We start from the raw sequence: 25663 nt of genomic DNA, 5'->3' as shown, positions 1-25663 counted from the left end.
GGTATTTCGATGATTATTGTCGATTCAAGATACCTGGATCACTGCAGCAGTGTCACTTCGAAAGTTGCACCTGTTCCCAGTTTTCCTGATACTCGAATATCTCCTTTATGAATATCAATAATTTTTTTAACGATTGATAGGCCGAGCCCGTTGCCCTTAACGGAAGGGTCGCGCGCTTTATCCACTTTATGGAACGGCTTAAAAATATCCGCCCGTTCTTCTTCAGGAATCCCGATACCATTATCCGTGATGGACACGATGTTCTGATTATCTTTCATGAAAGCCTCAATAGCAATCTTACCGTGTGCTGGCGTGAATTTGATGCTATTACTCAGTAAATTGGTCCATACCTGATAGAATTGGTCTTCATCTGCATGAACAGTAAGAGGCTCAAGTTGAAGATCGATTTCGATTTCTTTCTGTGTCCATTGAGGCTCAAGCGCAATGACAACCTTGCGCAGCTGCTCATCCAGTCGATACGTACTTACCTTTAACGGATGATTCTCCTGCTGCAGATAGGACAGCCGAAGCAAATTTTGGCTTAATCGGGATAACCTCTCGCTCTCCTTTTCGATGATGGTCAAATAATGGTGACGGCTCTCCTCGCTCATTTTCTTCTGCTGTAGTGCCTTACTAAACCCTCGAATGGAAGTTAAAGGCGATTGAATTTCATGTGAGACGTTCGAAACGAAATCCTGCCGCATTCGATCCAGCTTAGATAGCTCCTTCGCCATTTCGTTAAAACTAACCGTTAAGACACCAATTTCATCCTTGCGTTTGGTAGGCAGCTCCAAATCGAATGTTCCCTTCGCCATCCTCTTAGTTGCTTCTGTCAAACGCACAATGGGATTTACGATATAACGCGCAGCAACGACAATCAGCAAACTGCCGAGAAATAGAATAATCATGTACGTAACATGAATGGAATTCATGATTTCATTCTCCACGGGATTTTGCTTCATGGTGACAAATAACGCGTAAGGCTGCCCATCTACCTGAATTGGAAGGCCGACTAAAGGTAGTGGAGGCATGTGCAAATGAGCAAGGTCTACGTTATCGAAATGGCGAACCTTTTCACCGGCGAGCACCTGCTTAATATCATGAGGGTCAACCTGCATGGGCCACTCTTTTTGGGCAAGGATGGGCTTGCCATCCTTATTGTAAAGTTGAAGAAGGGTATGGGAAATTCCGGACACGTTTTGCATAAACGGTATCAAATCAGCAGATGGTGTCGATTGATAGGTTTGTATCATTTTATTAGCGTTCGTCATTAGAACTTCTTCTACCAAACTTTTAATTCGATCCTGATACAGATAAGAACTAACCATAACAGCGGTGAACAGACTCAACATGACAATGCCGACAAATATGAATACAACACGAGTATATAGCGACTTAATGTTATTGCACCTCCAACCGATAACCAAGCCCGCGGATGGTGACAATGCGGAAATCGGACTCGAACCCAGCAAATCGCTCTCTAAGCCGCTTAATGTGAACATCCACCGTCCGCTCGTCACCTTCATAATCAATGCCCCATATTTGCTCAATGAGATTATCCCGGGTAAACAACTGCCCGGAATAGCTGCCCAGTTTGTACAGCAATTCGAATTCTTTCATAGGAAGTGTCATCGTTTTGCCGTTCTCGTATAGAACCTGATAACTCGAGCGGTCTAACGATATGTTTCCGAGTTTAACGATATTGGAAGTAGAAATGCGATACCGCTTTAGCAGAGCCTTCACACGAAGAACAAGCTCCACCGGATCAAATGGCTTTACCAAATAATCATCCGTTCCAAGCCTAAATCCACGAATTCTATCCTGCGCCTGCCCCTTCGCGGTAATCATCAAAATGGGGAAATCCCCCAGCTCCCGGAGTTTTGTGCATAAAACCCAGCCATCCATGTGTGGCATCATAATATCCAAAATCGCCAAATCAAAAGAATGATTCTCCGCATAGTGCAACGCATCCGCTCCATTCGATTTTTCAACGATGTCAAACCCTTCATCTTTCAAGTACAATGAAACTAACTCACGAATGTGGGCTTCATCATCCACCACTAGTACCTTCGGCAAATTTAATTCTCCCCTTTTATTTCGACTACAAACGGGAACGCTCTTACTTTTCCATTTTGTTTGAATTCAGCCCATATTTTATATATACCAGGCTGCTTGAACTGCGTTTCAAAAATCGGTTCCTTATCATTGGCTGGATGAACATGAAGAAAGTCTTGGGCGTTTTCATCAAGAATGACTACATGCCCCATCGCTCCCAAATAAGGAGATAGATTGGTTTTATCTAAATTGAATGTTAACGTTACGGGTTCGTTGGCCTGGGTAGAACTCAGATTTAGTTTCACTGTTTCTCCGTCTATATTCTGAATAAAATTGTTGTCAGGCTTAAGCTTCTCGTGATTTAATTCTAAATCGTTAGCTGGATTTCCTATCTTATCTTTTAAGAAAATCTTTATTTTGTCTGGATCAGCTTGAACAAATGCATTTACCTCACTAGTCTGCTTATGTGCTGAATCGTCGCTTGCATGTTCATGTTTCGCCGCAGATACAGCCTGGGTTTTATCCGCAAAAAACTGGTCATACACGGCAAAACCACCGATCACTATCGCCACATAAAGAATGGACGCGATTACCCATTTATCAAATATGAGCCATTTACCCATTTCAACCACTCCTCACAATCATAATTGTTGGTGTTGGATTACTGATTCTATGGCCACAATAAACCAGCTTTGTGAACTCAATATGAACTGAACCATAAATAATCGCTCCATCTGATAGGTCCTGTAGGTACGAAAAAAAGGCAAAAGAAAAAGCCGTTCCAGGGTAGAACGGCTGCAGTTTAAAAATATTCAATTTCAAATCAAATCCCCAGTATTTTGATAATAAATAAGGTTGGTGTACTCCTTCATCGACTTGGTTCCTATATGCTTCTCGTAAGTGCCTATATGTAACTTCTAATTGTACATCCGTTTCAAGAAACTTTCGATCCCAATCCGTTAGGTGCATATCGTCAACCCAACGCGTTGGCATTTAGAATCGCTTGTTCCCAACTCGGAAAGTAAAAAAGTGCACTTCTCATGAGGTCTGGATGTGCTTGTTTAACTTTTTTCTTACTTAAATCTCCTCCACCAGTCTGTAATTGCTTAATTTGATTCAAAACCTCATCTGAACTCATACTGACTTCCACACAGGTCACTCCTTTCCCATAATGTAATACTATTTTTTCCAAAATCACCAACACATAGTCTCAAAAAAAACTCGTTATCGAAAATCAACTGTTCCTTAATGGTGCTTAGGGAGCTTTGTTTGGTTCCACTAAAGAAGCTTAGTTGACATTTTCAAACCAAACTGCCCGAGATAAGTACAATTATGTTGATTTATGGCTATACAATTTGTACAATAGTTTTAAAGTTTTAAAACTACTAAAAATAAATTCATTTCATTATCGAAAGAAAAGGAGAAGACATTACAGAATGGGTATGTGAAATTTTAGATGAATTAAAATAAGAAAGAGGCTGCCGAGGCTGCCTTCTTAAGTAATGATCCCTAGTAGTGAAATAGATTTATACCGCAATTGGCGGCAGAGTGCGTCCGGTTTCCAGCAAACTTTTCAAATTGCTCAGGATTGCTGGCCAGCCATTATTATAACCATAAAATCCTTCGCTTTCATCACGGTAATCTGTAGGCAACAAATCTTCATGTTTGAGCGTTAACTTTACAGTCGACTCCATTGGTTGTAGTTCAAAGATCACCCTTGGGGTGCGTTCGCGTACCGTTTTATCCTCCAACCAATTAAAAGTAAAAGAAAGAAGACGATATGGCTCACTCTTTAATACTGTGCCATAGTCTACCACATTCCCATTCTTGTCCACGTAATTAACAGTTGAACCTTCTGCCCAATCAGATTGCACCTCGTGTCCAAACCAATATTTTTTTGTAAAGTCTCCGCTAGTTAGCGCTTCCCACAGCTTTTCCGGTGTCGTAGCAATATAGGTAACATAAACGAAAGTTGTGCCTGTCATTTTATTCCTCCTCAAGACTTTTTTTGAGTTCACTCAGTGCTTCGATGCGATGACTTGCATATTTTCCTATCCAGCGGTCATAAATCTCTCCGATAGGAGCGGCATTTAGATAATGAATTTTATTTCGTCCATGCCATTCAACAATAATAAGATTCGCCTGCTCCAATATAAGAAGATGTTTTGTTACCGATTGACGGGTCATTTCAAGATGGTCACACAGTTCACTTAATGTTTGACCGTTTTTCTTAAAGAGCTCGTCAAGGAGCCGCCTTCGGCTCGAATCGGCGAGAGCCTTAAATATCTTATCCATGTAACAATTATATGCAACCATTTATCTGCATGTCAAATTGTAATCTATGAGTCCATTAAAAAATCCAACGATAAAAAATCATTAATAATTTAACAACGGGAACTAAATATTGCGAAGATATGATAGAACCAGGCAGATGGCTAGCTTATTTTCCCGCATCAGTGCCACATTTTTTTTGGTTTCTGTGGGAGCGAGTTTACCAAAGGAGGATTTATATATGAAAAGGATTTCAAGACGTAAAAAGCTTATGATTGGCGCTTCGATTGCAGTCATGCTTTTAGGTACAGGTACAGCATTTGCAACAGGCATGATCAATCCAGGGCCAAAACCTGATGGAACAGGTATAACTCCGCACGGTTGGACTTTGACGCCTGCAGGGAAGCAGCTAACTTTAGGAGATTTTCCAATCAACTGTGCGTTAAGCCCTGACGGCAAATATCTTGTGGTTACGAACGATGGACAGGGCATACAATCCCTGCAAGTTGTGGATGTTCAGACACAGCAGGTCGTCCAGACGATTCCGTATGCCCCTACTGAGGGATTATTCGTCGGTCTGTCATTCAGTCCGGACGGTTCTACTCTTTATGCTTCTGCAGGTGGAAACAATAAGATCCGTGTTTACCATTTCCTTGCTGGAAACCTGGTGGAACAAACACCAATCCAAATGAAAGATGCCCAAAATACCGACTTTACTCCCTCAGGATTAGGTGTCTCCTCAGATGGTAAACTTCTTTTTGTTGCTAATAACCGGAACAATTCTGTCTCTAAAATAAATGTTAGTGATGGACAGATGGTTTCAACGGTTGCTGTAGGAAAAGATCCATATACCGCCTACCTCAATAAAAAAGGCGATTCCTTATATGTGCCCAACTGGGGAGAAAGCAGCGTTACTGTATTGGATCCGCAAACCATGACAGTCAAAAAGACAATTTCTGTTGGATTACACCCCAATGCCATAACCGAAAATCCAATCACAGGGTTGTTATATGTGGCCAATTCGGACAATAACACTGTGTCAGTCATTGATCCTCAATCACAAACAGTTTCTCAAACCATCTCTTTAACTCAGCCTACAGGAATACTTGAAGGCAATACGCCAAACGCACTGACGGTTAGTCCAGATGGCCATACGTTATATGTTGCGAATGCAGGCTGCAACGATATTTCGGTAGTCGATCTCACAGGTGCTGCTCCTAAGGCACAAGGACTCATTCCGACAGCCTGGTATCCTACTGCGCTTGCGATGACGAAGGATGGAAATCAATTGATGGTGCTGAATGCTAAGGGGCTTGGTGCTGGTCCGAACGCTGCGCACCAATACATTGGCAACATGATGAATGGTACGATGTCATTTGTACAAGTTCCCGATGCACAACAACTTCAAGCGTATACACAGCAGGTAAACCAAAACAACACAGTACCAGGTACATCGCAGTTTGAAACCTATACGAGCTCCACAGGTGAGCAGAATTTTGCTATTCCTCGTAATCCGGCTCAAAAATCGCCAATTAAACATGTGATTTATGTTATCAAAGAAAATCGAACCTACGATCAAATCTTTGGCGACATTAGCAAAGGCAATGGCGATCCATTACTGACAGAATTCGGAGAAGCGAACACGCCCAATCTTCATAAATTAGCCAATCAATTTGCACTTCTTGACAACTTTTATTGTGATGGAGAAGTAAGCGACCCGGGTCATCAATGGGCGGACTCAGGTATATCAAACGATTATTCCGAAAAAACATGGCCGGCAGATTATTCGAACCGGAAACAGTTTAGTGTGGATATTCCCGCTCTTAAGTCTTCAGGAGGATATCTATGGGATGCCGCGCTAAAAGATGGCATCAGTTTTCGCGACTATGGCGAGTACATTAACTACTGGGAAAGCCCAACATCGGGTAAGGGATGGATGCCGGACGATCCAGCTTTAAACGGGTATTACGACCCCCTTTACCCAGGATGGAATCTAGATATTTCAGACATGACGCGTTATAACGAATGGCAGAATGAATTTCATCAATTCGAACAGAATGATAACCTGCCTCAATTCGAAATGGTCTATTTGCCGAACGATCACACCAAAGCGACCACGCCTGGCACTCCAACTCCACAGGCAATGGTTGCGCAAAACGATCTTGCAGTAGGCAGTTTGGTCGATACGGTAAGCCACTCGAAATATTGGAAGGATACAGCGATTTTTATTGTGGAGGACGATCCTCAGGCAGGCGCTGATCATGTGGATGCACACCGCACGGAGGCATTGGTCATCAGCCCTTATACACAAACTGGCAAAGTCGATAGCACATTTTATGATCAAGACTCTATGAATCGGACAATGGAAATGATTCTTGGCATGCACCCATTGAATCAATTCGATGGATCGGCTATTCCGATGCTGAACACATTTACATCTACACCGAACTTCGCACCGTACGACGCTGCGCAGGAGAATATCGCGCTTAACGAAACAAACACCGCAAGCTCTCCTGGTGCCGCACAATCAGCACAAATGAATTGGTCGAGGCCTGATCTTAATTCAGAGGACGCTGTTAACCGTATCGTTTGGCAGGCTACCAAGGGAAACCAGCCATATCCTAAGACGCCAGCTCAACCTTAATGTCCGTGTAATTAAGATGGGTTTTTATTTGTTTTTTGTTATTCAACTATTAGTTCAAAATTGATTATTTAAGAGTTTGATAATTTAATTAAGGGAGAGAATGAATATGGAAGCAGGGGGTTAACACTTTGACGAATAATCCTTCATTTGAAGATGTAAATCAATTACGAAGAAATTTTTTGAATGCATATCATGTATATTGGCTCAAACACGTATTTCTAACATGGCAATGGTGGACACTTTTACTCACCGTAATTTTATTTTGGGTTGTATGGTGGAAGTTCCTTGAGAAGACACGAATCCATGAAATACTTAACTACGGTTTAACTATTGGAATCATTGCGTTCATCTTTGATATGGTTGGAATGAATCATACGGCTTGGGCATACCCCATTCGTTTATATTGGGCTTTCATTCCGCCTTTATTACCATTTGACCTCACCTATATCCCTGTATCTTTTATGCTCGTATATCAACGTTATGGGGAGAGTTGGATAAAATCCATTATAGGTTTTGCAATTGCTGCTGCTGTTTTTTCTTTTGGAGCCGAGCCACTCCTGAATTGGATGGGCGTTTATCAAATTTACAAGTGGAAATACATATACTCATTTCCCATTTATATTTTAATGGCTTGTTTTGTAAAGGTTGTAGTTTATACACTGAACAGAAAACAGAATGGAATGATAAACCCAAAACATTAACATATTCCGGAAAATGTTTGTTTCGCAAAATGGTGAGATAATTGTGATGGGTGGCATTTAGTGGAAAAAGGGGATTACAATCTGTGAATAAAATAATCGGATAGTAATCCCTTTAATTGAACTCGATAAAAAATTAACAATTGGTAATTTAGTCGTCGCTTTTTTCCATCAATCGTTTTAGTTTCAGTTCAGTAGAGGATTCCTCTACTGGGGTATACACACTGCACCGTAAATCCATATCACCTTGTACTTGCAGAGATGTTAGGTTAAAAAGCATTTTCCCTGCTTTAGCATGTCTAAATTCAATTTGAACCTCTGGTGCAATACTTACTTGACTTTCTTGCCACAGAGATTGAAACTCCGGGTGAAGATCGGTCATTTCTTCAAGGAATCGGTTGTACCATTCATCACCCACATATTGACCGTAGTAAGCACGAAAAATAGCAAGAAACCCTTTTACAAAATGCTCCCAATTAACAGCTAATGTTCTCAGTTCTTTTCGTGTAAACACCAGACGAATTAAGTTTCGGTGCTCCCAGGAAATCTGTTCAAAATTCAAAAAAACATGGGCTGATGCACGATTCCATCCGACAATTTGGAAGTGCCGATCTGTGATGATTGTAGGACAATGTTTCAGTTCGGATAGTATTTTCTCTAAAGAAGAGGAGATTTTTATTTGTTGGACTTCTAGCTCAGAAACATTTGGATTCACTTCAAAGCTTAAGTCAAATAGGTACTTTCTTTCATCATTATTTAACTGTAGGGCTGCTGCAATGGATTCTAACACGGATGATGAAACTTGAATGTCTCGTCCTTGTTCTAACCAAGTGTACCAAGTGGTACTGACTCCTGCGATTTGAGCCACTTCCTCTCTTCTCAAACCTGGAGTTCTTCTCCTAGTCCCCATTGGCAATCCGACAGATTGCGGGTTAATATTCGCACGTTTTGACTTTAAAAATGCAGATAGTGCTTCGTATCTGGTTTGCTTATTCAACGTTCCACTCTCCTATCATAGGAAAAATATCATAGTAGTAATTATACTAGGATAACCAACAACTTGTAATAGGATAATCATCATGCAAAAATATAGAAAGAACCTATTGTGTTAGGAGGAATCATCGTTGGAAAGAGTAGTCATCACTGGAATGGGAGTAGTCTCACCACTAGGAAATGAAGTGGAAAAGTTTTGGAGAAATCTAGTTGAAGGTAAGTCAGGTATTTCTTACATTGATACATTCGATGTAAGTAACCATAAGACCAAAATTGCAGGAATCGTGAAAGATTTTAATGCTGACGAACTTCTTGGACGTAAAGATGCCAAGCGTTTAGATAGATTTTGTCAATTTGCTTTAGTTGCTGCCGAACAAGCATGGGCTGATGCCAATCTAAATATTCATGATATCGACCCAGAACGTCTTGGAGTATATGTTGGCTCAGGAATAGGCGGAATATCGACGTTTATTCAAAACGTCGATATTCTTCGAGAGAGAGGGCCGAGCAGGGTTAGTCCAACACTGGTACCTGCAATGATTTCAAATGCTGCTTCAGCACAAATTAGTATTAAATGGGGTGCAATGGGTCCTACTATGTCGCCAGTTTCTGCTTGTGCCATTGGAAATACCGCCATTGGCGAGGCGTTAAAAGTGATTCGTTATGGAGTGGCTGATATCATTTTTGCAGGTGGGGCAGAAGCAGCCATAACAGACTTGTCTTTAGCTAGTTTTGGTAATGCTACCGTTTTATCCACGAGGAATGATGACCCGACTAAAGCAAGTCGTCCATTTGATGCAAATCGGGATGGATTCGTCATGTCAGAAGGAGCAGGCATTTTAATACTCGAATCATTGTCTCACGCAAAACGCAGAAATGCACATATCTATGCAGAAGTTATTGGGTATGGAGCGAGTTCAGATGCCCATCACATGGTAGCTCCACATCCAGAAGGAAAGGGAGCCTATCTTGCTATGAAAATGGCTTTAAAGGATGCCAGCATTTCTACGGAACAAATCAATATCATTAGTGCTCATGCAACGAGTACAACAGTGGGTGATATATCTGAAACAATAGCTATTAAAAAACTGTTTGGAACACAGGCATATCAGATTCCGGTAACAGCTAATAAATCTGTTACAGGTCATATGTTGGGGGCATCAGGAGGAGTGGAAGCGATTGCGTTAGCCAAAGTTCTTCAAGAAGGCATCATTCCTCCAACAATCAATCAAGAACGACATGACCCCTTATGTGATTTAGACTATGTACCGAACGTTGCACGAAAAGCTGATCTTAAGATAGGGCTATCCAATTCGTTTGGTTTCGGTGGTCACAATGCGGTCATTATTCTAAAAAAGTACGAATAAAATAGGTTGTTCTGCTTACGGGGAACGATTGTTCAATATGACTATCTGCGTCGACTCACATTACTTAAATAAAATAAAAACGCCTAACCACTTTAAGGTTAGGCTAACAACTCGTTAAACTTATTTTTGAAGCCATTCTGTATGGAAAATCCCTTCCTTATCGACACGCTGGTAGGTGTGTGCGCCAAAATAATCACGTTGCGCTTGAAGCAGGTTAGCCGGTAATGTTTCAGTGCGGTAGCTGTCATAGTACGCTAAAGCGCTGGAGAACGATGGCACCGGAATGCCCCGCTGAATAGCAATTCCAAGAACCTCACGCAGTGCAGATTGATAGCTTTCCGCAATTTCTTTAAAGTAGGGGTCTAACAATAAGTTGGCCAAACCATGGTCACGGTCATAAGCATCTTTTATTTTTTGTAGGAATTGTGCACGAATGATACAACCCCCGCGGAAAATCATTGCGATGTCACCGTATCGCAAATTCCATTCATATTCTTCAGAAGCCGCACGCATTTGGGCAAAGCCCTGCGCATACGAACAAATTTTACTCATATATAACGCTTTACGAACCGCTTCGATTATCTCTTCCTTGCTGCCGTCAAACCCTTTTGTTTCTGGACCTTTCAAAAGCTTGCTTGCTTTTACACGCTCTTCTTTCATAGCAGAGATAAAGCGGGCAAACACAGATTCCGTAATAATGGGCAGGGGCACGCCTAAGTCTAAAGCGCTCTGACTCGTCCACTTGCCTGTACCTTTTTGGCCTGCTGTATCTAAAATCACATCCACAAGCGGTTTACCTGTTTCCTCGTCTACCTTTGTAAAGATGTCGGCTGTAATTTCTATTAAATAACTATCTAATTCACCTTTATTCCATTCTGCAAACACTTCATGAAGTTCATTGGCATCTAAGCCAAGAACATGCTTCATAATAAAATAGGCTTCAGAAATAAGCTGCATGTCCCCATATTCGATTCCGTTATGAACCATTTTTACGTAATGGCCTGCACCATTCGGGCCAATATACGTACAGCAAGGATCGCCATTCACTTTCGCAGAAATCGCCTTTAGAATCGGTTCGACAAGCTCATACGCTTCTTTCTGGCCGCCCGGCATAATGGAAGGACCTTTTAACGCTCCTTCCTCTCCGCCTGACACACCAGTCCCAATAAAATGAATGCCGGCTGCTTCTAATTCTTTATTTCTCCTGATTGTATCTTGGAAAAATGTATTTCCGCCATCGATTAGAATGTCCCCTTCCTCAAGAAAAGGTTTCAATGACTCAATGGTTGCATCCGTTGGCGCACCTGCTTTTACCATTAATAAAATTTTGCGTGGCTTTTCCAATGAATTGACAAACTCTTCAATAGAATAAGTGCCGACAAAGTTTTTGCCTTCCGCTTCCGTTTTTAAAAATTCTTCTGTTTTTTCGGATGATCGGTTATAAACACTAACAGAGTAGCCCCGGCTTTCAATATTCAAGGCAAGATTCCTGCCCATAACTGCTAAACCTATTACACCGATTTGTTGTACCGCCATTCGTCACCACTCCTTATGTGATTTAAACACCCTATTTGAATAAATTCTTCTCGATGTCATTTTTTCCTTTTTACAGGGAGGTTTCATTTTAGTGAATTAAAAAGCCAAAATTAATCTATTATTAAGAGAAAAGGGGGAACGATAGATGAAATGCATTGGTATTATCGGGGGTATCAGTTGGGAGTCTACAGCCCATTATTACTCTTCCTTAAATCAAGGTGTTAAAGAGCGTCTTGGCGGGCTTCATTCAGCGAGAATTTTATTATGGAGCGTTGACTTTGCTGAAATTGAAGCTTTACAGAGAGCGGGTGATTGGGAACGGGCCGGTGAGATTTTTGCAGACATAGCCGGCAGGCTTGATCGAGGAGGGGCAGAATGTGTGCTGATAGCTGCAAATACCATGCACAAAGTGGCGAATTATGTGAAAAGGGCTATATCTATTCCGCTCATCCATATCGGCGATGCTACAGCAAAAGCAGTTCTCGAATCTGGGACAAAACGAGTTCTTCTTCTTGGTACTCGATATACAATGGAACAGCCGTTTTTAACTGATCACCTTTCAAATTTAGGTCTAAATATCGTTGTCCCCGATACCGACGACATTTCGAGTGTAAATCGAATAATATACGAAGAATTGTGCCTTGGTCGGGTTATGGATTCTTCCCGTGATTGTCTCATGAATATCATTTCAAGGAACAAAGAACGTGGAATAAAAGGAGTTATTCTCGGGTGTACAGAGCTTGCTATGATTCTTCAGCCCCAGCACCTCGATCTATCCCTTTTTGACACCACAGCGATTCATGTGGAGTCTGCTTTGAATTTCAGCTTACAAATGTAAGATTCTACGGCAATGGTCACAAACAAAGTGGGCATCAATGTTTTTGTGACTTTAAATAGTTCAGGTGAAATTTTAAGATGGTTATACATTTCACTGCTTAAATTGGGATTTTTCTACAACCTGGAAAAGGATGCTTCGGCATCCTTTTTTATTTCCTATTGAACAGCTAAAACCACCAAGAGTACAAATAAAAGTCTGCTAGCAAAAATACGCTTCCGATGAAGTATCCTTAAAACACAAAATCAGAAAAGTTATATAACAACGGTTGACAAAAAAGCATCTGTTATAATACAATAAAAATAAAGATAATTCAGAATATAAACAAATGGAGGATGAAAATTGATGACAAACTTGGAGTTTTACAAAAATCTGCCGAGAAAACAATGCTGTGAGTGCGGAGAGTATTTTGAAGAGCAGGCTGAGTCCTACCTTCAGGAATGTGAGCGTTGCTTCAGTCGTAAACATGAGTAACAGGGTGAGTAAATGACAATAGAAAGAACAGATTAGTACCTTGTTTTTCCCTTAAAATTAGGGATCGACAAGGTACTATTTTTTTGAATTACCTATTTTAGATGCAATCTGAAGAAAAAAACCGTGGTGGTGATACGATGATTCATCATAAAGCGTTCAAATTCAGAGTTTATCCGACTCCCCCTATGGTCAAAAACCATAGTCTGGCCAAGAGCATCTCCGATGCAAGTGGGTCGGTGTTTCGTTCGATGGAGGAATACAAAGCCAGGTGGTACGGCGAAAGGTTAGTATCGCGACTTTAGTTGTGAGAGGTTCAATTCGCGATCCACGGAATCATAATGGGGATAATGATAGAAACAAAAACCCCATTAATCCCCATCGCTACACCCGCAATAGCAGCCTGCAGTTTGCCTTCTGCTGCTGCCTGGGCTGTTCCAATCCCATGGGCTTGCACGCCAAGAGCAAGTCCCCTAGCTAATGGGTTATGGATTCCCATTTTGTTCATTAACCAAGGACCTGTCATCGCTCCCAGCATCCCGGTTAACACCACAAAAACGGACGTTAGAATGGGATCCCCGTGAATGATGGAAGCAACGTCGATCGCCATCGGGGTGGTAATCGTTTTTAAACTTATGGAACGAATAATGTCAGACGACAAATGAAAGCCATCCACCATTATAATCGTAGCTGTTATACTCACGATTGAGCCGACGATAATCCCTGTAAAAGAAGGTAAAATGTTTCGTAATAAAAGAGCTCGATTTTGATATAAAGGGATCGCAAGCCCTACAGTAGCAGGTCCGAGAAAAAAGCTGAGAATTTCCTTCGTCCCTTCATATTGCTTATAGTGAATATGGGTTGATATAAGTACAAAGATAATCAGTAGTGTACTCACAAAAACCGGGTGGGTAAAAGGGGAAGGAACGCGCTTATTTAACAAAAGGCTGCCTATATAAACCACAATGGTCACGATTAGCGTATAAATTGTAATGGCTACATCCATATCATCACCTCTTTTTGAACATTACTCTTGATTGGACTCCTTTTCACGGGCAAAATATTGTGAGATTCTTCCCGTTGTGTAAATTCCAATCCATAAACTTGCCAAAATCGAAACAAACAACAGCCATCCTTCATGCATGAGTAGGTTTCCATAACTCATTAAGCCCACTGCAATAGGGATAAAGAATAGAGACAAATGCTTCAAAAGAAGCGCGGCCCCTTCTTCAAGCCATTGTAGTGAAATGATTCTTGTCATCAATAAAAGAAACAGTAGAAACAAACCAACAAGATTTCCAGGGATAGGAATGTGAAGAACCTTGACAATCAGGTCTCCTACTACATTCAGGACATATAAAATAATAATTTGAACCACTAAGCGTGCCGCAATGATTACTTTTCTTCTCATCTCTCCCACTCCAGTGTGTTTATATAAAACTTTAGGATAGAGCTTGATAGCCCTATCCTGAGAGGAAACCGATAAAGAAATAATGTATTATTTATATTTGGTTTTTTCCATAAAACCGTTTTCCCGCGTTCCATACCTCTTGATTTGTAATTTTCTATCTATTGTTATATACTTCTAATAACCTTAATTTCACAGCGCTTAGTATATAGGAAAAGCAGTTTATACTTTTGTGGTGTGTTCAGCTGTGAACTGTTCCGCTTCGGTTGATCCTGCAAGAGCAACCGTAGAAGATGTCCCACCCGCAATAACCTGGGACACTTCGTCAAAATAGCCTGTTCCTACTTCGCGCTGGTGTCTAGTGGCAGTATAGCCGTATTGTTCAGCAGCGAACTCTGCCTGTTGTAATTCGGAATATGCTGCCATTCCTTTTTCTTTATATCCACGAGCTAATTCAAACATGCTGTGATTAAGCGCATGGAAGCCGGCAAGCGTAACGAACTGGAATTTGTATCCCATTTTCCCCAATTCAATCTGGAATTTGGCAATGGATTCATCATCCAATTTTTTCTTCCAGTTAAAGGACGGCGAGCAATTATAAGCCAGCAGTTTTCCAGGGAACTTTTCATGGATGGCTTCTGCAAAACGCCGAGCCTCTTCCATATTTGGTTCAGAAGTTTCACACCAAATCATGTCTGCATATGGTGCGTAAGCAAGCCCTCGCGCAATCGCCTGATCCAGGCCGGCTTTTGTTCTATAAAACCCTTCTGACGTGCGCTCACCCGTAATAAACGGCGCATCATATGGGTCGGCATCACTGGTGATGAGGTTTGCTGCATTTGCATCAGTTCTTGCAATGAGTACAGTAGGCACATCCATCACGTCAGCCGCTAATCGAGCAGCAACCAAGTTTCGTACGGAAGTTTGTGTGGGCAGCAGAACTTTCCCGCCTAAATGGCCGCATTTTTTCTCGGAGGATAGTTGGTCTTCAAGGTGAACCCCGGATGCACCTGCTTCAATCATCGCTTTGGTCAGTTCAAATACATTTAATGAGCCCCCGAACCCTGCCTCCATATCTGCAACAATTGGAGCAAACCAATGAATGTCATCCTTCCCCTCTGAATAATGGATTTGATCCGCACGCTGGAGAGCCTGGTTTATGCGTTTTACAACGGAAGGCACGCTGTTTGCCGGATATAAACTTTGGTCAGGATACATATGTCCAGAAAGGTTCGCATCAGCTGCAACTTGCCAACCACTTAAGTAAATGGCTTTTAAACCGGCTTTTACCTGTTGAACCGCTTGATTTCCTGTTAAGGCGCCAAGTGCATTCACATAGTCTTCAGTATTTACCAGATTCCACAGACGTCTTGCACCCATGCGGGCCAGTGTATACTCAATTTGAACCGATCCCCTAAGCTTGATAACATCCTCAGCTGAATACGGTCTCTCAATTCCGTCCCAACGGCTCTCTTTCCAATTTTGTTCTAATTGCACAGCGTAATGTTCTAACATTTCTCATCCACCCTTTCTAAATTAATGTATATATTTGTATCCAGGGAGAGTTAAGAAGTTTTCAAACTTATCGTCAAGTATAAGCTGAGAAAACAACTCACTCGCCAACTGGTACTTACCGGAATGATAACGTTCTTCTCCTATAACTTCTTCAATTTTGTCCAGCTCTTCTTTGAGTATTTGGTCAAATAGCTGAGCCGTGACCTTCCGTCCATCTTCAAGGATCCCTTTTGGATGGCGTATCCACTGCCAAACCTGCGCTCGGGAAATCTCTGCGGTAGCGGCATCTTCCATCAAGTTAAAAATAGGTACCGCACCGTAACCACGAAGCCAAGCCTCGATGTATTGAATCCCTACGCTGATATTGGTACGAACACCTTCTTCTGTAATGGAACCTTTAGGGACGGCAAGTAAATCTTTCGCTGTAACCTGTACATCTTCCCGTTTGTTTTCAATTTGATTTGGCCTCGGCATGATGCTGTCGAATACTTCCATCGCTACAGGAACTAAACCTGGATGCGCCACCCATGTTCCATCATGGCCGTTTCTTGCTTCTCGCTCCTTATCTAAGCGAACTTTGTTAAACGCCTCTTCATTGGCTGCCGGATCGCCCTTAATGGGGATTTGAGCCGCCATCCCACCAATGGCAGGAGCATTTCGACGATGACAAGTTTTAATTGTTAATTGCGTATATGCATCCATAAAAGGTACAGTCATCGTAACAGAGGCTCGATCGGGCAGGATGACATCCGGTTGGTTGCGAAACTTCTTGATGTAGCTGAAAATGTAATCCCAACGCCCACAGTTTAGCCCCGCTGAGTGCTCACGTAACTCGTAGAGGATTTCATCCATTTCAAAGGAGGCCAGAATCGTTTCAATGAGAACGGTTGCCTTAATCGTTCCTTGTGGAATCACCAACTCGTTCTGTGCCATAACAAACACATCATTCCACAATCTTGCTTCCAGATGGCTCTCCATCTTAGGAAGATAAAAATAAGGACCCGATCCATTCTGCAGTAGAATCTCCGCATTATGGTAGAAATAAAGGCCAAAATCGAACAGACTCCCCGATACAGGTTCTCCATCGATTAATACATTTTTTTCTTCCAGATGCCATCCACGCGGGCGAACGATGATGGTTGCCATATTTTCATTCAACGAGTATTGCTTGCCTTCGGGATTAACAAAACGAATGGTTCTTCGAATCGCATCTCTTAAATTGATTTGGCCTTCGATTGTATTGCTCCAAGTAGGAGAGTTTGCGTCTTCGAAATCCGCCATAAACATCTTAGCGCCGGAATTTAAGGCATTAATGACCATTTTTCGGTCACCTGCAGGTCCAGTAATCTCTACCCTTCGATCTTGAAGGTCAAGTGGAAGAAGCCCAATCGTCCAATCACTGTTTCGTATATGTTCTGTTTCCGGCAGAAAATCCGGCATTTTCCCTGCATCAATTTCTTTCTGCCTCTCTTCTCGCCTTTCCAAGAGAGAGATTCGTCTGGAATTGAAAGCTCTTTGCAACTTGGCTATCATGGCTAAAGCCTCAGGGGTAAGAATGTCGGCATAAGATTCAGAAATCGTTTCAAGAACCTCTACGCCTGCTACATCGGTTGTTCTGTTCATGAATTACATCACCTCTCCGTCATCTTTTTCAATTCTGTATTATATAACATTTAATTTATCTAAATGTATTATATAACAGTAATTTTATTTTTGACAAGTGGATGTATTAAAAATTTTTTATTAATTAAAAATTGTTTAAGAAGGCTAGATGTGTGAGGGTTTTAAAGAGGTAATGATTCAAATTAAATAGATAAAAGAAAGCCTACGTATTCCGTTAATAACAGAAATTCGTAGGCTTAGTTCTAGATCGATTTAAACAACAGTATGTCTAATGGAACTTTTTCATGGTAACCCACTTCACCAAAAGGCTGAGCAGCTATATCTGCCGGCTTTCGTGCGACTAATCTTCCATGGTGGATAAATCGCCTGTTGGTAATCCAAGCTCCCATGCCTTCAATACGCGGCGCATAATTTTACCGGAACGTGTTTTCGGCAGTTTGTCACGCACTTCAATTTCACGAGGTGCTGCATGCGCAGCAAATCCTTCTTTTACAAATTTTCGAATTTCCTCCAGCAACTCATCTGAAGCCTCATACCCATTGCGAAGCGCAATGAATGCTTTAATAATTTCACCACGAATCGCATCCGGTTTACCGATAACACCGGCCTCTGCAACTGCGGGATGCTCCAGAAGCTTACTTTCCACTTCGAACGGACCGACACGTTCGCCTGCGGTCATAATCACATCATCTACACGTCCCTGGAACCAGAAGTAGCCTTCTTCATCCATATATGCAGAGTCGCCCGATACATACCAGCCCTTGAGAAGAAAATACTCCTCATATTTAGCGGAATTATTCCAAATCTTACGCATCATAGAAGGCCAGCCGACCTTAATAGCCAGGTTGCCCATTCGGTTCGGCGGTAATTCGTTGCCCTCGTCATCCACAATGGCTGCTACGATGCCTGGAAATGGTTTACCCATAGAGCCTGGCTTAATCGGCATACTCGGGTAGTTACAGATAAGCTGACCGCCTGTTTCAGTCATCCACCATGTATCATGGATACGCTTGTCAAATGCTTTCATTCCCCAGTGTACAACTTCCGGATTTAACGGTTCTCCTACACTTAGAATATGACGGAGGGTGGATAGATCGAACTGCTTCACCACTTCATCACCCGCACTCATCAGCATCCGGAATGATGTCGGTGCACTGTACCAGACTGTTACATTATATTTCTCAATCGTAGAATACCAGTCCTGCGGGCTGAAACGGCCGCCGCGAACCACGTTGGTAGCCCCATTGAGCCACGGACCGAATATGCCATAGGCTGTGCCTGTTACCCAGCCTGGATCGGCCGTGCACCAATAAACATCTTCTTCTTGTAAATCCAGTACCCACTTCGCTGTCTGATAGTGCTGGATCATCATGTTATGAACATGAAAAACACCTTTTGGTTTACCCGTTGAACCTGATGTATAGTGAAGAAGAAGTCCATCTTCACGATCTACCCACTCAATTTCGAAATCAGCAGAAGCTTTGTTCATCTCTTTTTCATAACTTACCTGGCCTTCCTCCAGGTTGCCATCGCTGCCAATAAGAATCACATGTTTGAGAGCCGGCAAATCTTTAACCGGTACCCGAGGTAGCTGGTCCGGAGTTGTAATGATGGCTACCGCTTCGCTATCTTCCAGACGGTCGCGCACAGCCCCCTCCATGAATGCTTCAAACAACGGGCCGACGATAGCGCCGACTTTCACCGCACCAAGAAGGCTTACATAAAGTTCAGGTGCACGCGGCATAAAGATAAATACCCGATCCCCTTTAGCAATTCCTAGATTGCGCAGCACATTACCAAATTTATCAGATAGCGTTTTCATTTCTGCAAATGTATAGGCTTCATCGCGCATTGCATTACTATAATAAAGGGCCACCTTATTTTCATTGGCTGTGCCCACATGCCGATCGATTGCTTCATGTGCCATATTAACTTTGCCCGTCTCATACCAAGAGAAGTTCTTTTCAACTTCTTTCCAATCGAAGTTTTGGTAGGTTTCCTCGTAGTTTACTAGATTGTGTGTACCTTGAAAAATCAGAAGTGTTGCCGCCTTCAATCTGCTCAACTCCTAATGGGGTATTTTACTTGATTTTGAACTTACTTCTGCTGGTAAATACAATTAAGTTATGCAGTTTTTTGCAAGCTCTCCCGATTGGCTTTGAACTCGCCAACAGGAAGAATATCTTGGTTAAATAGTGGATTTAAAATACCCGCCGCCGATCCATACCAGGCCGCAAAAGCAGTTGCTATCCCAAAATACCCGGCAATGGGACCGGAAATAATTTTGAATTCCGTTAAATCCAATAAGATGAAAGTGATAAGCAGCAGGCTAAACGTTATATTTAAAATACGATTTAAACGGAAAGTGCCAATCCACATATAGAAGGTAAAGATGGTCCACGCAACTAAAAACAATCCTGTTGCTATGTTTGCATCAGTGCCAAATTTTAAAACCCCGGTCAATTCGAAATATACCATAGAAGATAAGGAGACCCAAAAAGCACCATAGGATGTAAACGCTGTTGCGGCAAAGGTGTTGCCTTTTCTAAACTCCCACATTCCAGCAAGCAATTGAGCCAGACCACCATAGAATAGCCCTGCCGTTAAAAATACAGCTGCGATAGATGGAGGAACAAGGTGAGCATTCACACAGCTTAAAACAAACGTAGTTAGGGCAAAAGCAGCCAACCCTAGTGGGCCGGGATCCGCAATGGAAACTTTCTTCTCTATCATATTTCATCTCTCCTATCAGAAATTTTTCTCCAAACAAAGAAAATGATTGCTTATTTAGTAGTTCATTGGGCCCAATGTAGACTACATATTTTAATATACAACAGAATTTGTGCAAATTCAACTGTATTATCACAAAATAAATTAATTTCAAAATTATTATACTACATTAGTTTATTGGTATATATCTTTTTAAAAAAGTGATAGAAATGACATGAATCCGAAAGAAAAAAGTAGATAGCGGCGTGTTCATACAACATAAAGATGCCGTGCCCCCCTTAGGGTAACACGGCTATTATTTGTTTGATAATTTTACTATTAGTACATGTTGCGGCGCACTAAGCTCCACAGCCAGTTGAAGACGATGGCACCGATAGCTCCGGCGATGATGTTATATCCGGCAAAAACCCACAGCCAGTGACCCAGCAGCAAGTCCCCGAGCCAGCCGCCAATGAGCGTGGCAAGCAGCGATGCCCACCAGTCTTTACCGGCTACTTCGCCTGTCATCAGGAAGTTCATGACGCCCCACACAACAATACTAACGATGGCCCACATAACCCAGAACACCTTTTAAGCACTTCCTTTCATTTGATGATAGCGGTTTAGTTTGAAAACAGGTTCTGACCAGCCTTCTGCGCAGAGTAGTTAGCCTTCATCTTTATCTGGGCTTATGCCAATAAGAAAGCGCTTTATACTTTCTTATCCGCTATAGGAGGTGCAGATTGTTTTCTACCTGTTACCATCATATGTAGTGCCAGCAAAAGTGCTACATATGTATTCGCAATTATGCAATAATCTGTGCCTGATTTTAGCAACTGTTAACCCCTTTTTTAAGAACCTGCTTGCCATAACACAAGACTCCTGTTCAGGTTTCAACAAGTATTACCGCAAATAAACTTTGCTTGTACGCTGTTGGAAATCCTATAATAGTAATCAAAGAAACCAAACGGACAAAGGAGATGGATCCAAATGATAAAAGTAGGAAAGAACGATCCATGCCCCTGCGGCAGCGGTAAAAAATACAAGCGCTGTTGCCTTGAAAACGATAAGCACAACAATGTAACCCGAATTGCGCCCGAGAGTGACGGGGAAAACAAGTGGCTTTCTGATGTAGACCCTAAACAGATCGATTATGCAGCGCTTGCGGTTTTAATTGAAGAGGAATTAAATTGGATGAATACCCTTTATCAATTAGTTGGAAAAAGAATCTTAGACAATATGATTGCTGAATACGATGCTGCAGCGATTGCGACAGGTATTTTCTTATGGAATGCTTATTCATTAGAGAACCAGCCGATAACTCGAAAGGTGGATGTGTACCCTGCCGCTGTTGAATATGCAATTGCCCAGCTTGCCGGCAGAACCGATGTAACCCAGGGAATGCTTGCTCAGAAGTACAATTTGTCTGTCGGTACGATTTCCCAACGTGCCAATCAACTGTGGGAGTTTACTTTAAAACAGGCAGAAGAACGAAAGAATGAAGGTATCGACGACCTTGCAGAGTTTACTGGTAGCCCGGAAGAATTACTTGCCTATTATAAACAGGGCATGATCGCAGGAGAGCGGGAGCTGGGACAGGCTTTTTTTCAGGAGAACAAAGGCCATTTCTGGGGATTAATCGAAACCCGCCCCTATATGCAATCCAAAGCAGGTTATGCCAATTGCCTGCTATACATGGGCAATACAAAAGAAGCAATACAGCAATGCAAAGAACTGCTGGAATTAAACCCGAATGATAACCAGGGCATTCGCTACCTTTTGCTAAAAATTTATATGGAAGAGAACAAATACGACGCAGCTTTAAAACTTATAGATGCGTATGAGGAAGATGAGACCGCCATTTTTAACTACAACAGGATTTTGATAGAATACGGGAAAAATGGAATCACACGTAAGCTTACTTCCCTTTTGCAAGACGCCGTCGAGCAAAATCCACACGTAGTCGATTATATACTAGGTAAAAAGCGAATCCCCGAAGAAGTTCCCGAATTCATTGGCTTTGGCGATAAGACTGACGCTGTTTCCTATGCCCAGGAGCACGTTATGTTATGGTGGGAAAACCCTGAACTGATGAACTGGTTGAAGAAGCAAACATCAGCAAGTGTATCTCGAAGAAGCAAAAAGTGAATGTGGCAAAAACATAAAGAGGATGGAACCAAAGGATGAGTTATGGATTATCCCAAAAAATTATCAAATTATTATGCGGCGCAACTTCCTACCAGCGAGGAGAAGCGTACTACAGATCACATCGGGTTACCAGGCTAAATTACGACCCGGAGAATCTGCGGTATGACGCCGTTGTCCTGGGCAGCAAACGGTACAACGTCCACGTCTTATTTGATGGCTTTGGCAATGTGCATGCGGAGTGCAGCTGCCCTGCCTACCATACCTATGATACCTATTGTAAGCATATTGCAGCCGTGCTTCTCGAGATTAACGAAGATGATGAAGGAAACAAAAATTCCCAGGAAACTGCGGTCTCAAGTAAAGATTTACAGTTGACGAATACCTTTCTATCGCTCTTTGACAATACGTCCGTTTCTCCCGCAGCCGAACCATCTGGGCAAAGCAAGCAGCTGGTTGACGTAGAGTTTATCTGTAATGCTAACAGCTTACCGTCGGGGAAGAACATGTTTACGATAGAGATGAAAATCGGCGCCAAGCGTTTGTACGTTGTCAAGAAAATTAAGGAATTTCTATCTGAAATCGAGAGCCAGACGCCCTATGTTTTCTCTAAACACTTTACCTTCGATCCTACCGAACACGCCTTTAAAGACACGGATTGGGCCATTATTCAACAGTTAATCGAATTAAATAAAAACGAAGAAGCTTATCGTCAAAATATGAGCTACTCTCCCAGCAACTTTATGATCGGCAATGAGCGGGCCATATTCATTCCTCCAATTGCATGGGAGAGGTTGCTGCTAAATTTATCGAATTCAAACGTTAAGCTTGAACACAAATCCGAAAAGTATGACCAAATCAAAATAATAGAGGGGCCAATTCCTCTCGGTTTTAAATTAAATAAAACTGCATCCAAGGGATATAAATTGGTTATCCAAGGGTTGGAGGATATAACCGTGATGGAGAACTACGGGTATATCGTGGTCGGAGGGTATTTGTGGAAATCCGATCAGACCCAATCAAAAAGACTGGCGGAACTAAAAAAAATGTTTCAATATATGTCACACTCCCAAACACTGATTTCGCCGGATCAAATCCAGCCCTTTATGGAGAAGGTAGTCCCGGGGTTAAAAAAACTCGGCACCGTTGACATCGCTGCGCAAATCTCAGATCGGATTGTAAGTCCGGCTTTACAGGCCAAGATTTATCTGGATCAAGAGGATGAACGGCTGCAAGCCAGGCTGGAATACGTATACGGGGATATCATGATTGAACCTATGCGCCCTAACAGCGGAAATAGCAACCGTTCAGACCGCATTCTTATCCGGGATGCCGAGCAAGAGAACCGGATTATGAGATTGTTTGAAGACTCTGCATTCAAAATAAATACCAGTGAACTTTACATCGATGAAGAGGAATCCATTTATAACTTTCTTTATCATGTTGTTCCTCAATTACAAAAACTTGGGGAGGTTTATATTACCCCGGCATTGAAATCGGCCATTCACCAGACATCCCGTCGGCCGAAAGCCTCTGTAGATGTCGATTCTAAAACGGAGTGGTTGGAAATCCATTTCGATCTGGAAGGCATCGAAGAACAAGAAATTCGCAATATCCTCTTATCCGTGGTGGAGAAAAAGAAATACCACCGCTTGCCAAACGGCTCATTTCTGTCATTAGAGGAAAACGGGTTTCAGGAAATGGCGCAGCTTATGGACAAAATGTCTGTCCGAAAATCAGAGATCAAAGGAAGACGAATCCAGCTGCCGGTGGTTCGTGGATTTTCTTTATTGGATGCAAGCGAAAAAGCCCACAGCATTAAGTTTGGAAAATCGCTCCGCCATTTGCTTGAAAACTTGAGAAACCCGGACAACCTGGATTTTGCGATTCCGGAGAAGCTAGCCCCAGTGCTGCGGGATTATCAAAAATTTGGCTTCCAATGGATGAAAACTCTTGCCTACTACCGCTTCGGGGGCATCCTGGCCGATGATATGGGACTTGGCAAAACTCTGCAGAGCATTGCCTTTATCCAATCGGAACTCCAGGAGAAGAAACCAGACGGACTGCCGGTATTAATTGTATCTCCAGCTTCCTTAGTTTATAACTGGAAGAACGAATTAATAAAATTTGCGCCTGATTTGAAAACCTTAGTAGTCGCTGGTGACAAGAAGGAGCGCAGCGAATTTTTAAGCGATGTGGCAAACGTGGATGTATTGATTACGTCGTATCCTTTGCTGCGCAGAGACCTGGAGTTGTATGAAAATCAACGTTTCCACACTCTGATTCTCGACGAAGCACAGGCGTTCAAAAACCGGACGACCCAGACCGCACAATCCGTCAAAGCTATCCAGGCCAAGCATCGTTTTGCCTTGACTGGAACGCCTGTGGAGAATTCGCTGGATGAACTTTGGTCGATATTCGACGCGATATTCCCTGAACTATTCTCCAGTAAAAAGGCGTTTTCCACGCTTTCCCGCGAACAAATCGCCGTACGGGTACGCCCGTTCATTTTACGCCGAATGAAAACCGATGTTCTTAAGGAACTGCCGGAGAAAATAGAAACGATACAATCACCCGATTTATCCAAGGAACAGAAAACATTATATGCAGCATACCTATCGAAGCTGCAGCAAGAAACCATCGAAGACTTACAAGCGGATGGCTTTCAGAAGAGCCGGATGAAAATTCTCGCGGGGCTTACCCGATTACGCCAGATATGCTGCCATCCTTCGTTGTTTGTGGAGAACTATCGCGGCAATTCAGGAAAGTTGAACCAACTAATGGACCTTATCGAGGAAGGTCTTCTCGGCGGAAGACGAATGCTCATTTTTTCTCAGTTTACGGAAATGCTGGGGATCATACGGCGGAAACTCGAAGAAAAAGGCTTATCCTGTTTCTATCTGGATGGCAAAACGCCCTCTTTAGAACGGGTGGAGCTATGCCGGCGGTTTAATGAAGGAGAAGAGAACATCTTTCTGATTTCTTTAAAAGCTGGTGGAACCGGGCTTAATCTGACCGGAGCAGACACCGTCATCCTGTATGACTTATGGTGGAATCCCGCGGTCGAGCAGCAAGCCGCAGACAGGGCGCACCGCATCGGTCAGAAAAATGTCGTGCAGGTTATCCGGCTCGTTACAGAAGGCACAATAGAAGAAAAGATGTACGAATTACAGCAGCGAAAAAGGGATTTAATTGACCAGGTAATCCAACCGGGTGAACAAGCATTGTCCACCCTGACAGAAAAAGAAATACGGGAATTGCTGATGATTGGATCGTGAGAGGGTTGCTGTTAACCCTCTCGTTTTTGTTTGTGCAAGTCCCTCGACGCAATCTTGCTACGCATATACTTAATCGAAATATTCCCCGAAGTAGCCTACAATATTTTGATGATCC

Annotated in this window: 22 protein-coding genes; 7 read left to right on the top strand and 15 right to left on the bottom strand. The window is 42.4% G+C overall.

The window, feature by feature from the left end; all coding sequences use genetic code 11:
• Nucleotides 1-38 precede the first annotated feature (38 nt).
• From PP175_RS04400 to PP175_RS04375, 6 genes are all read right to left on the bottom strand, one after another.
• Nucleotides 39-1271 carry a sensor histidine kinase gene (locus PP175_RS04400; protein WP_272441625.1) on the bottom strand — a complete coding sequence of 411 codons (1233 nt, stop codon included), beginning with the start codon at nt 1269-1271 and terminating at the stop codon, nt 39-41.
• A 130-nt stretch (nt 1272-1401) separates the two neighbouring features.
• Complete coding sequence (locus tag PP175_RS04395; protein WP_272441624.1) at nt 1402-2076, bottom strand: response regulator transcription factor; 675 nt, start codon at nt 2074-2076, stop codon at nt 1402-1404.
• A 2-nt stretch (nt 2077-2078) separates the two neighbouring features.
• Nucleotides 2079-2678 carry a hypothetical protein gene (locus PP175_RS04390; RefSeq protein WP_272441623.1) on the bottom strand — a complete coding sequence of 200 codons (600 nt, stop codon included), beginning with the start codon at nt 2676-2678 and terminating at the stop codon, nt 2079-2081.
• A gap of 350 nt (nt 2679-3028) precedes the next feature.
• Nucleotides 3029-3205 carry a hypothetical protein gene (locus PP175_RS04385; protein ID WP_272441622.1) on the bottom strand — a complete coding sequence of 59 codons (177 nt, stop codon included), beginning with the start codon at nt 3203-3205 and terminating at the stop codon, nt 3029-3031.
• Between the two features lie 376 nt (nt 3206-3581).
• Entirely contained in the window at nt 3582-4040 is a 459-nt protein-coding gene (locus PP175_RS04380) for an SRPBCC family protein (RefSeq protein ID WP_272441621.1), read from the bottom strand.
• A gap of 1 nt (nt 4041) precedes the next feature.
• A complete protein-coding gene (locus tag PP175_RS04375; protein ID WP_272441620.1) occupies nt 4042-4350 on the bottom strand; it encodes an ArsR/SmtB family transcription factor in 309 nt (102 codons plus the stop codon).
• A gap of 217 nt (nt 4351-4567) precedes the next feature.
• Here PP175_RS04375 and PP175_RS04370 point away from each other — a divergent pair, with 217 nt between their 5' ends.
• Both PP175_RS04370 and PP175_RS04365 read left to right on the top strand, forming a co-directional pair.
• Nucleotides 4568-6970 (top strand): bifunctional YncE family protein/alkaline phosphatase family protein, encoded by a 2403-nt coding sequence (locus PP175_RS04370; RefSeq protein ID WP_272441619.1) that lies wholly within the window; start codon nt 4568-4570, stop codon nt 6968-6970.
• 128 nt (nt 6971-7098) lie between these two features.
• Nucleotides 7099-7671 (top strand): CBO0543 family protein, encoded by a 573-nt coding sequence (locus PP175_RS04365; protein WP_272441618.1) that lies wholly within the window; start codon nt 7099-7101, stop codon nt 7669-7671.
• A 148-nt stretch (nt 7672-7819) separates the two neighbouring features.
• Here the strand turns inward: PP175_RS04365 and PP175_RS04360 are convergent, their stop codons facing one another.
• Nucleotides 7820-8665 (bottom strand): helix-turn-helix transcriptional regulator, encoded by an 846-nt coding sequence (locus tag PP175_RS04360; RefSeq protein WP_272441617.1) that lies wholly within the window; start codon nt 8663-8665, stop codon nt 7820-7822.
• 127 nt (nt 8666-8792) lie between these two features.
• On the opposite strand from PP175_RS04360, the gene fabF reads away from it, so the two are divergent.
• Nucleotides 8793-10028 carry a beta-ketoacyl-ACP synthase II gene (gene fabF, locus PP175_RS04355; RefSeq protein ID WP_272441616.1) on the top strand — a complete coding sequence of 412 codons (1236 nt, stop codon included), beginning with the start codon at nt 8793-8795 and terminating at the stop codon, nt 10026-10028.
• Nucleotides 10029-10148: 120 nt separating this feature from the next.
• Here the strand turns inward: fabF and gndA are convergent, their stop codons facing one another.
• The gene (gene gndA / locus PP175_RS04350; protein WP_272441615.1) at nt 10149-11564 is read right to left on the bottom strand and encodes an NADP-dependent phosphogluconate dehydrogenase; all 1416 of its coding nucleotides are present in this window, start codon (nt 11562-11564) and stop codon (nt 10149-10151) included.
• A gap of 145 nt (nt 11565-11709) precedes the next feature.
• Here gndA and PP175_RS04345 point away from each other — a divergent pair, with 145 nt between their 5' ends.
• Together PP175_RS04345 and yhfH are read left to right on the top strand one after the other, a co-directional pair.
• Complete coding sequence (locus PP175_RS04345) at nt 11710-12402, top strand: aspartate/glutamate racemase family protein (RefSeq protein ID WP_272441614.1); 693 nt, start codon at nt 11710-11712, stop codon at nt 12400-12402.
• 342 nt (nt 12403-12744) lie between these two features.
• Entirely contained in the window at nt 12745-12873 is a 129-nt protein-coding gene (gene yhfH / locus PP175_RS04340) for a protein YhfH (protein ID WP_272443181.1), read from the top strand.
• A gap of 313 nt (nt 12874-13186) precedes the next feature.
• Here yhfH and PP175_RS04335 read toward each other — a convergent pair whose 3' ends face one another.
• The 7 genes from PP175_RS04335 to PP175_RS04305 all read right to left on the bottom strand — a co-directional run bounded on the left by PP175_RS04335 (nt 13187) and on the right by PP175_RS04305 (nt 20701).
• Nucleotides 13187-13876: an LrgB family protein gene (locus tag PP175_RS04335; protein WP_272441613.1), complete on the bottom strand. Its 690-nt coding sequence runs from the start codon at nt 13874-13876 to the stop codon at nt 13187-13189.
• A gap of 21 nt (nt 13877-13897) precedes the next feature.
• Nucleotides 13898-14281 (bottom strand): CidA/LrgA family protein, encoded by a 384-nt coding sequence (locus PP175_RS04330; protein WP_272441612.1) that lies wholly within the window; start codon nt 14279-14281, stop codon nt 13898-13900.
• 219 nt (nt 14282-14500) lie between these two features.
• Nucleotides 14501-15793 carry an isocitrate lyase gene (gene aceA / locus PP175_RS04325; RefSeq protein ID WP_272441611.1) on the bottom strand — a complete coding sequence of 431 codons (1293 nt, stop codon included), beginning with the start codon at nt 15791-15793 and terminating at the stop codon, nt 14501-14503.
• A gap of 21 nt (nt 15794-15814) precedes the next feature.
• Complete coding sequence (aceB, locus tag PP175_RS04320) at nt 15815-17416, bottom strand: malate synthase A (RefSeq protein WP_272441610.1); 1602 nt, start codon at nt 17414-17416, stop codon at nt 15815-15817.
• A gap of 340 nt (nt 17417-17756) precedes the next feature.
• A complete protein-coding gene (gene acsA, locus PP175_RS04315; protein ID WP_272441609.1) occupies nt 17757-19472 on the bottom strand; it encodes an acetate--CoA ligase in 1716 nt (571 codons plus the stop codon).
• Nucleotides 19473-19540: 68 nt separating this feature from the next.
• Nucleotides 19541-20149: an acetate uptake transporter gene (locus PP175_RS04310; protein WP_272441608.1), complete on the bottom strand. Its 609-nt coding sequence runs from the start codon at nt 20147-20149 to the stop codon at nt 19541-19543.
• A 315-nt stretch (nt 20150-20464) separates the two neighbouring features.
• Entirely contained in the window at nt 20465-20701 is a 237-nt protein-coding gene (locus PP175_RS04305) for a hypothetical protein (protein WP_272441607.1), read from the bottom strand.
• A 414-nt stretch (nt 20702-21115) separates the two neighbouring features.
• Between PP175_RS04305 and PP175_RS04300 the strand changes: the two genes are divergently transcribed.
• The gene (locus PP175_RS04300) at nt 21116-22273 is read left to right on the top strand and encodes an SEC-C metal-binding domain-containing protein (RefSeq protein WP_272441606.1); all 1158 of its coding nucleotides are present in this window, start codon (nt 21116-21118) and stop codon (nt 22271-22273) included.
• Nucleotides 22274-22308: 35 nt separating this feature from the next.
• Nucleotides 22309-25548, top strand: a complete 3240-nt coding sequence (locus PP175_RS04295) for a DEAD/DEAH box helicase (RefSeq protein ID WP_272441605.1) — start codon at nt 22309-22311, stop codon at nt 25546-25548.
• Nucleotides 25549-25663: the final 115 nt, after the last annotated feature.

The sequence above is a fragment of the Aneurinibacillus sp. Ricciae_BoGa-3 genome, assembly GCF_028421645.1.
In the GTDB taxonomy this organism is placed as follows: domain Bacteria; phylum Bacillota; class Bacilli; order Aneurinibacillales; family Aneurinibacillaceae; genus Aneurinibacillus_B.
This window is presented reverse-complemented; position numbering and strand designations above follow the sequence as displayed.

Bases quoted from the DNA above. Each gene is read 5' to 3' on its own strand.
- PP175_RS04400 (WP_272441625.1), bottom strand. From the start codon at position 1,271: ATGACGAACGCTAATAAAATGATACAAACCTATCAATCGACACCATCT.
- PP175_RS04390 (WP_272441623.1), bottom strand. From the start codon at position 2,678: ATGGGTAAATGGCTCATATTTGATAAATGGGTAATCGCGTCCATTCTT.
- PP175_RS04380 (WP_272441621.1), bottom strand. From the start codon at position 4,040: ATGACAGGCACAACTTTCGTTTATGTTACCTATATTGCTACGACACCG.
- PP175_RS04375 (WP_272441620.1), bottom strand. From the start codon at position 4,350: ATGGATAAGATATTTAAGGCTCTCGCCGATTCGAGCCGAAGGCGGCTC.
- PP175_RS04370 (WP_272441619.1), top strand. From the start codon at position 4,568: ATGAAAAGGATTTCAAGACGTAAAAAGCTTATGATTGGCGCTTCGATT.
- gndA (WP_272441615.1), bottom strand. From the start codon at position 11,564: ATGGCGGTACAACAAATCGGTGTAATAGGTTTAGCAGTTATGGGCAGG.
- PP175_RS04345 (WP_272441614.1), top strand. From the start codon at position 11,710: ATGAAATGCATTGGTATTATCGGGGGTATCAGTTGGGAGTCTACAGCC.
- yhfH (WP_272443181.1), top strand. From the start codon at position 12,745: ATGACAAACTTGGAGTTTTACAAAAATCTGCCGAGAAAACAATGCTGT.
- PP175_RS04335 (WP_272441613.1), bottom strand. From the start codon at position 13,876: ATGGATGTAGCCATTACAATTTATACGCTAATCGTGACCATTGTGGTT.
- PP175_RS04330 (WP_272441612.1), bottom strand. From the start codon at position 14,281: ATGAGAAGAAAAGTAATCATTGCGGCACGCTTAGTGGTTCAAATTATT.
- aceA (WP_272441611.1), bottom strand. From the start codon at position 15,793: ATGTTAGAACATTACGCTGTGCAATTAGAACAAAATTGGAAAGAGAGC.
- aceB (WP_272441610.1), bottom strand. From the start codon at position 17,416: ATGAACAGAACAACCGATGTAGCAGGCGTAGAGGTTCTTGAAACGATT.
- PP175_RS04310 (WP_272441608.1), bottom strand. From the start codon at position 20,149: ATGATAGAGAAGAAAGTTTCCATTGCGGATCCCGGCCCACTAGGGTTG.
- PP175_RS04305 (WP_272441607.1), bottom strand. From the start codon at position 20,701: ATGTGGGCCATCGTTAGTATTGTTGTGTGGGGCGTCATGAACTTCCTG.
- PP175_RS04300 (WP_272441606.1), top strand. From the start codon at position 21,116: ATGATAAAAGTAGGAAAGAACGATCCATGCCCCTGCGGCAGCGGTAAA.
- PP175_RS04295 (WP_272441605.1), top strand. From the start codon at position 22,309: ATGAGTTATGGATTATCCCAAAAAATTATCAAATTATTATGCGGCGCA.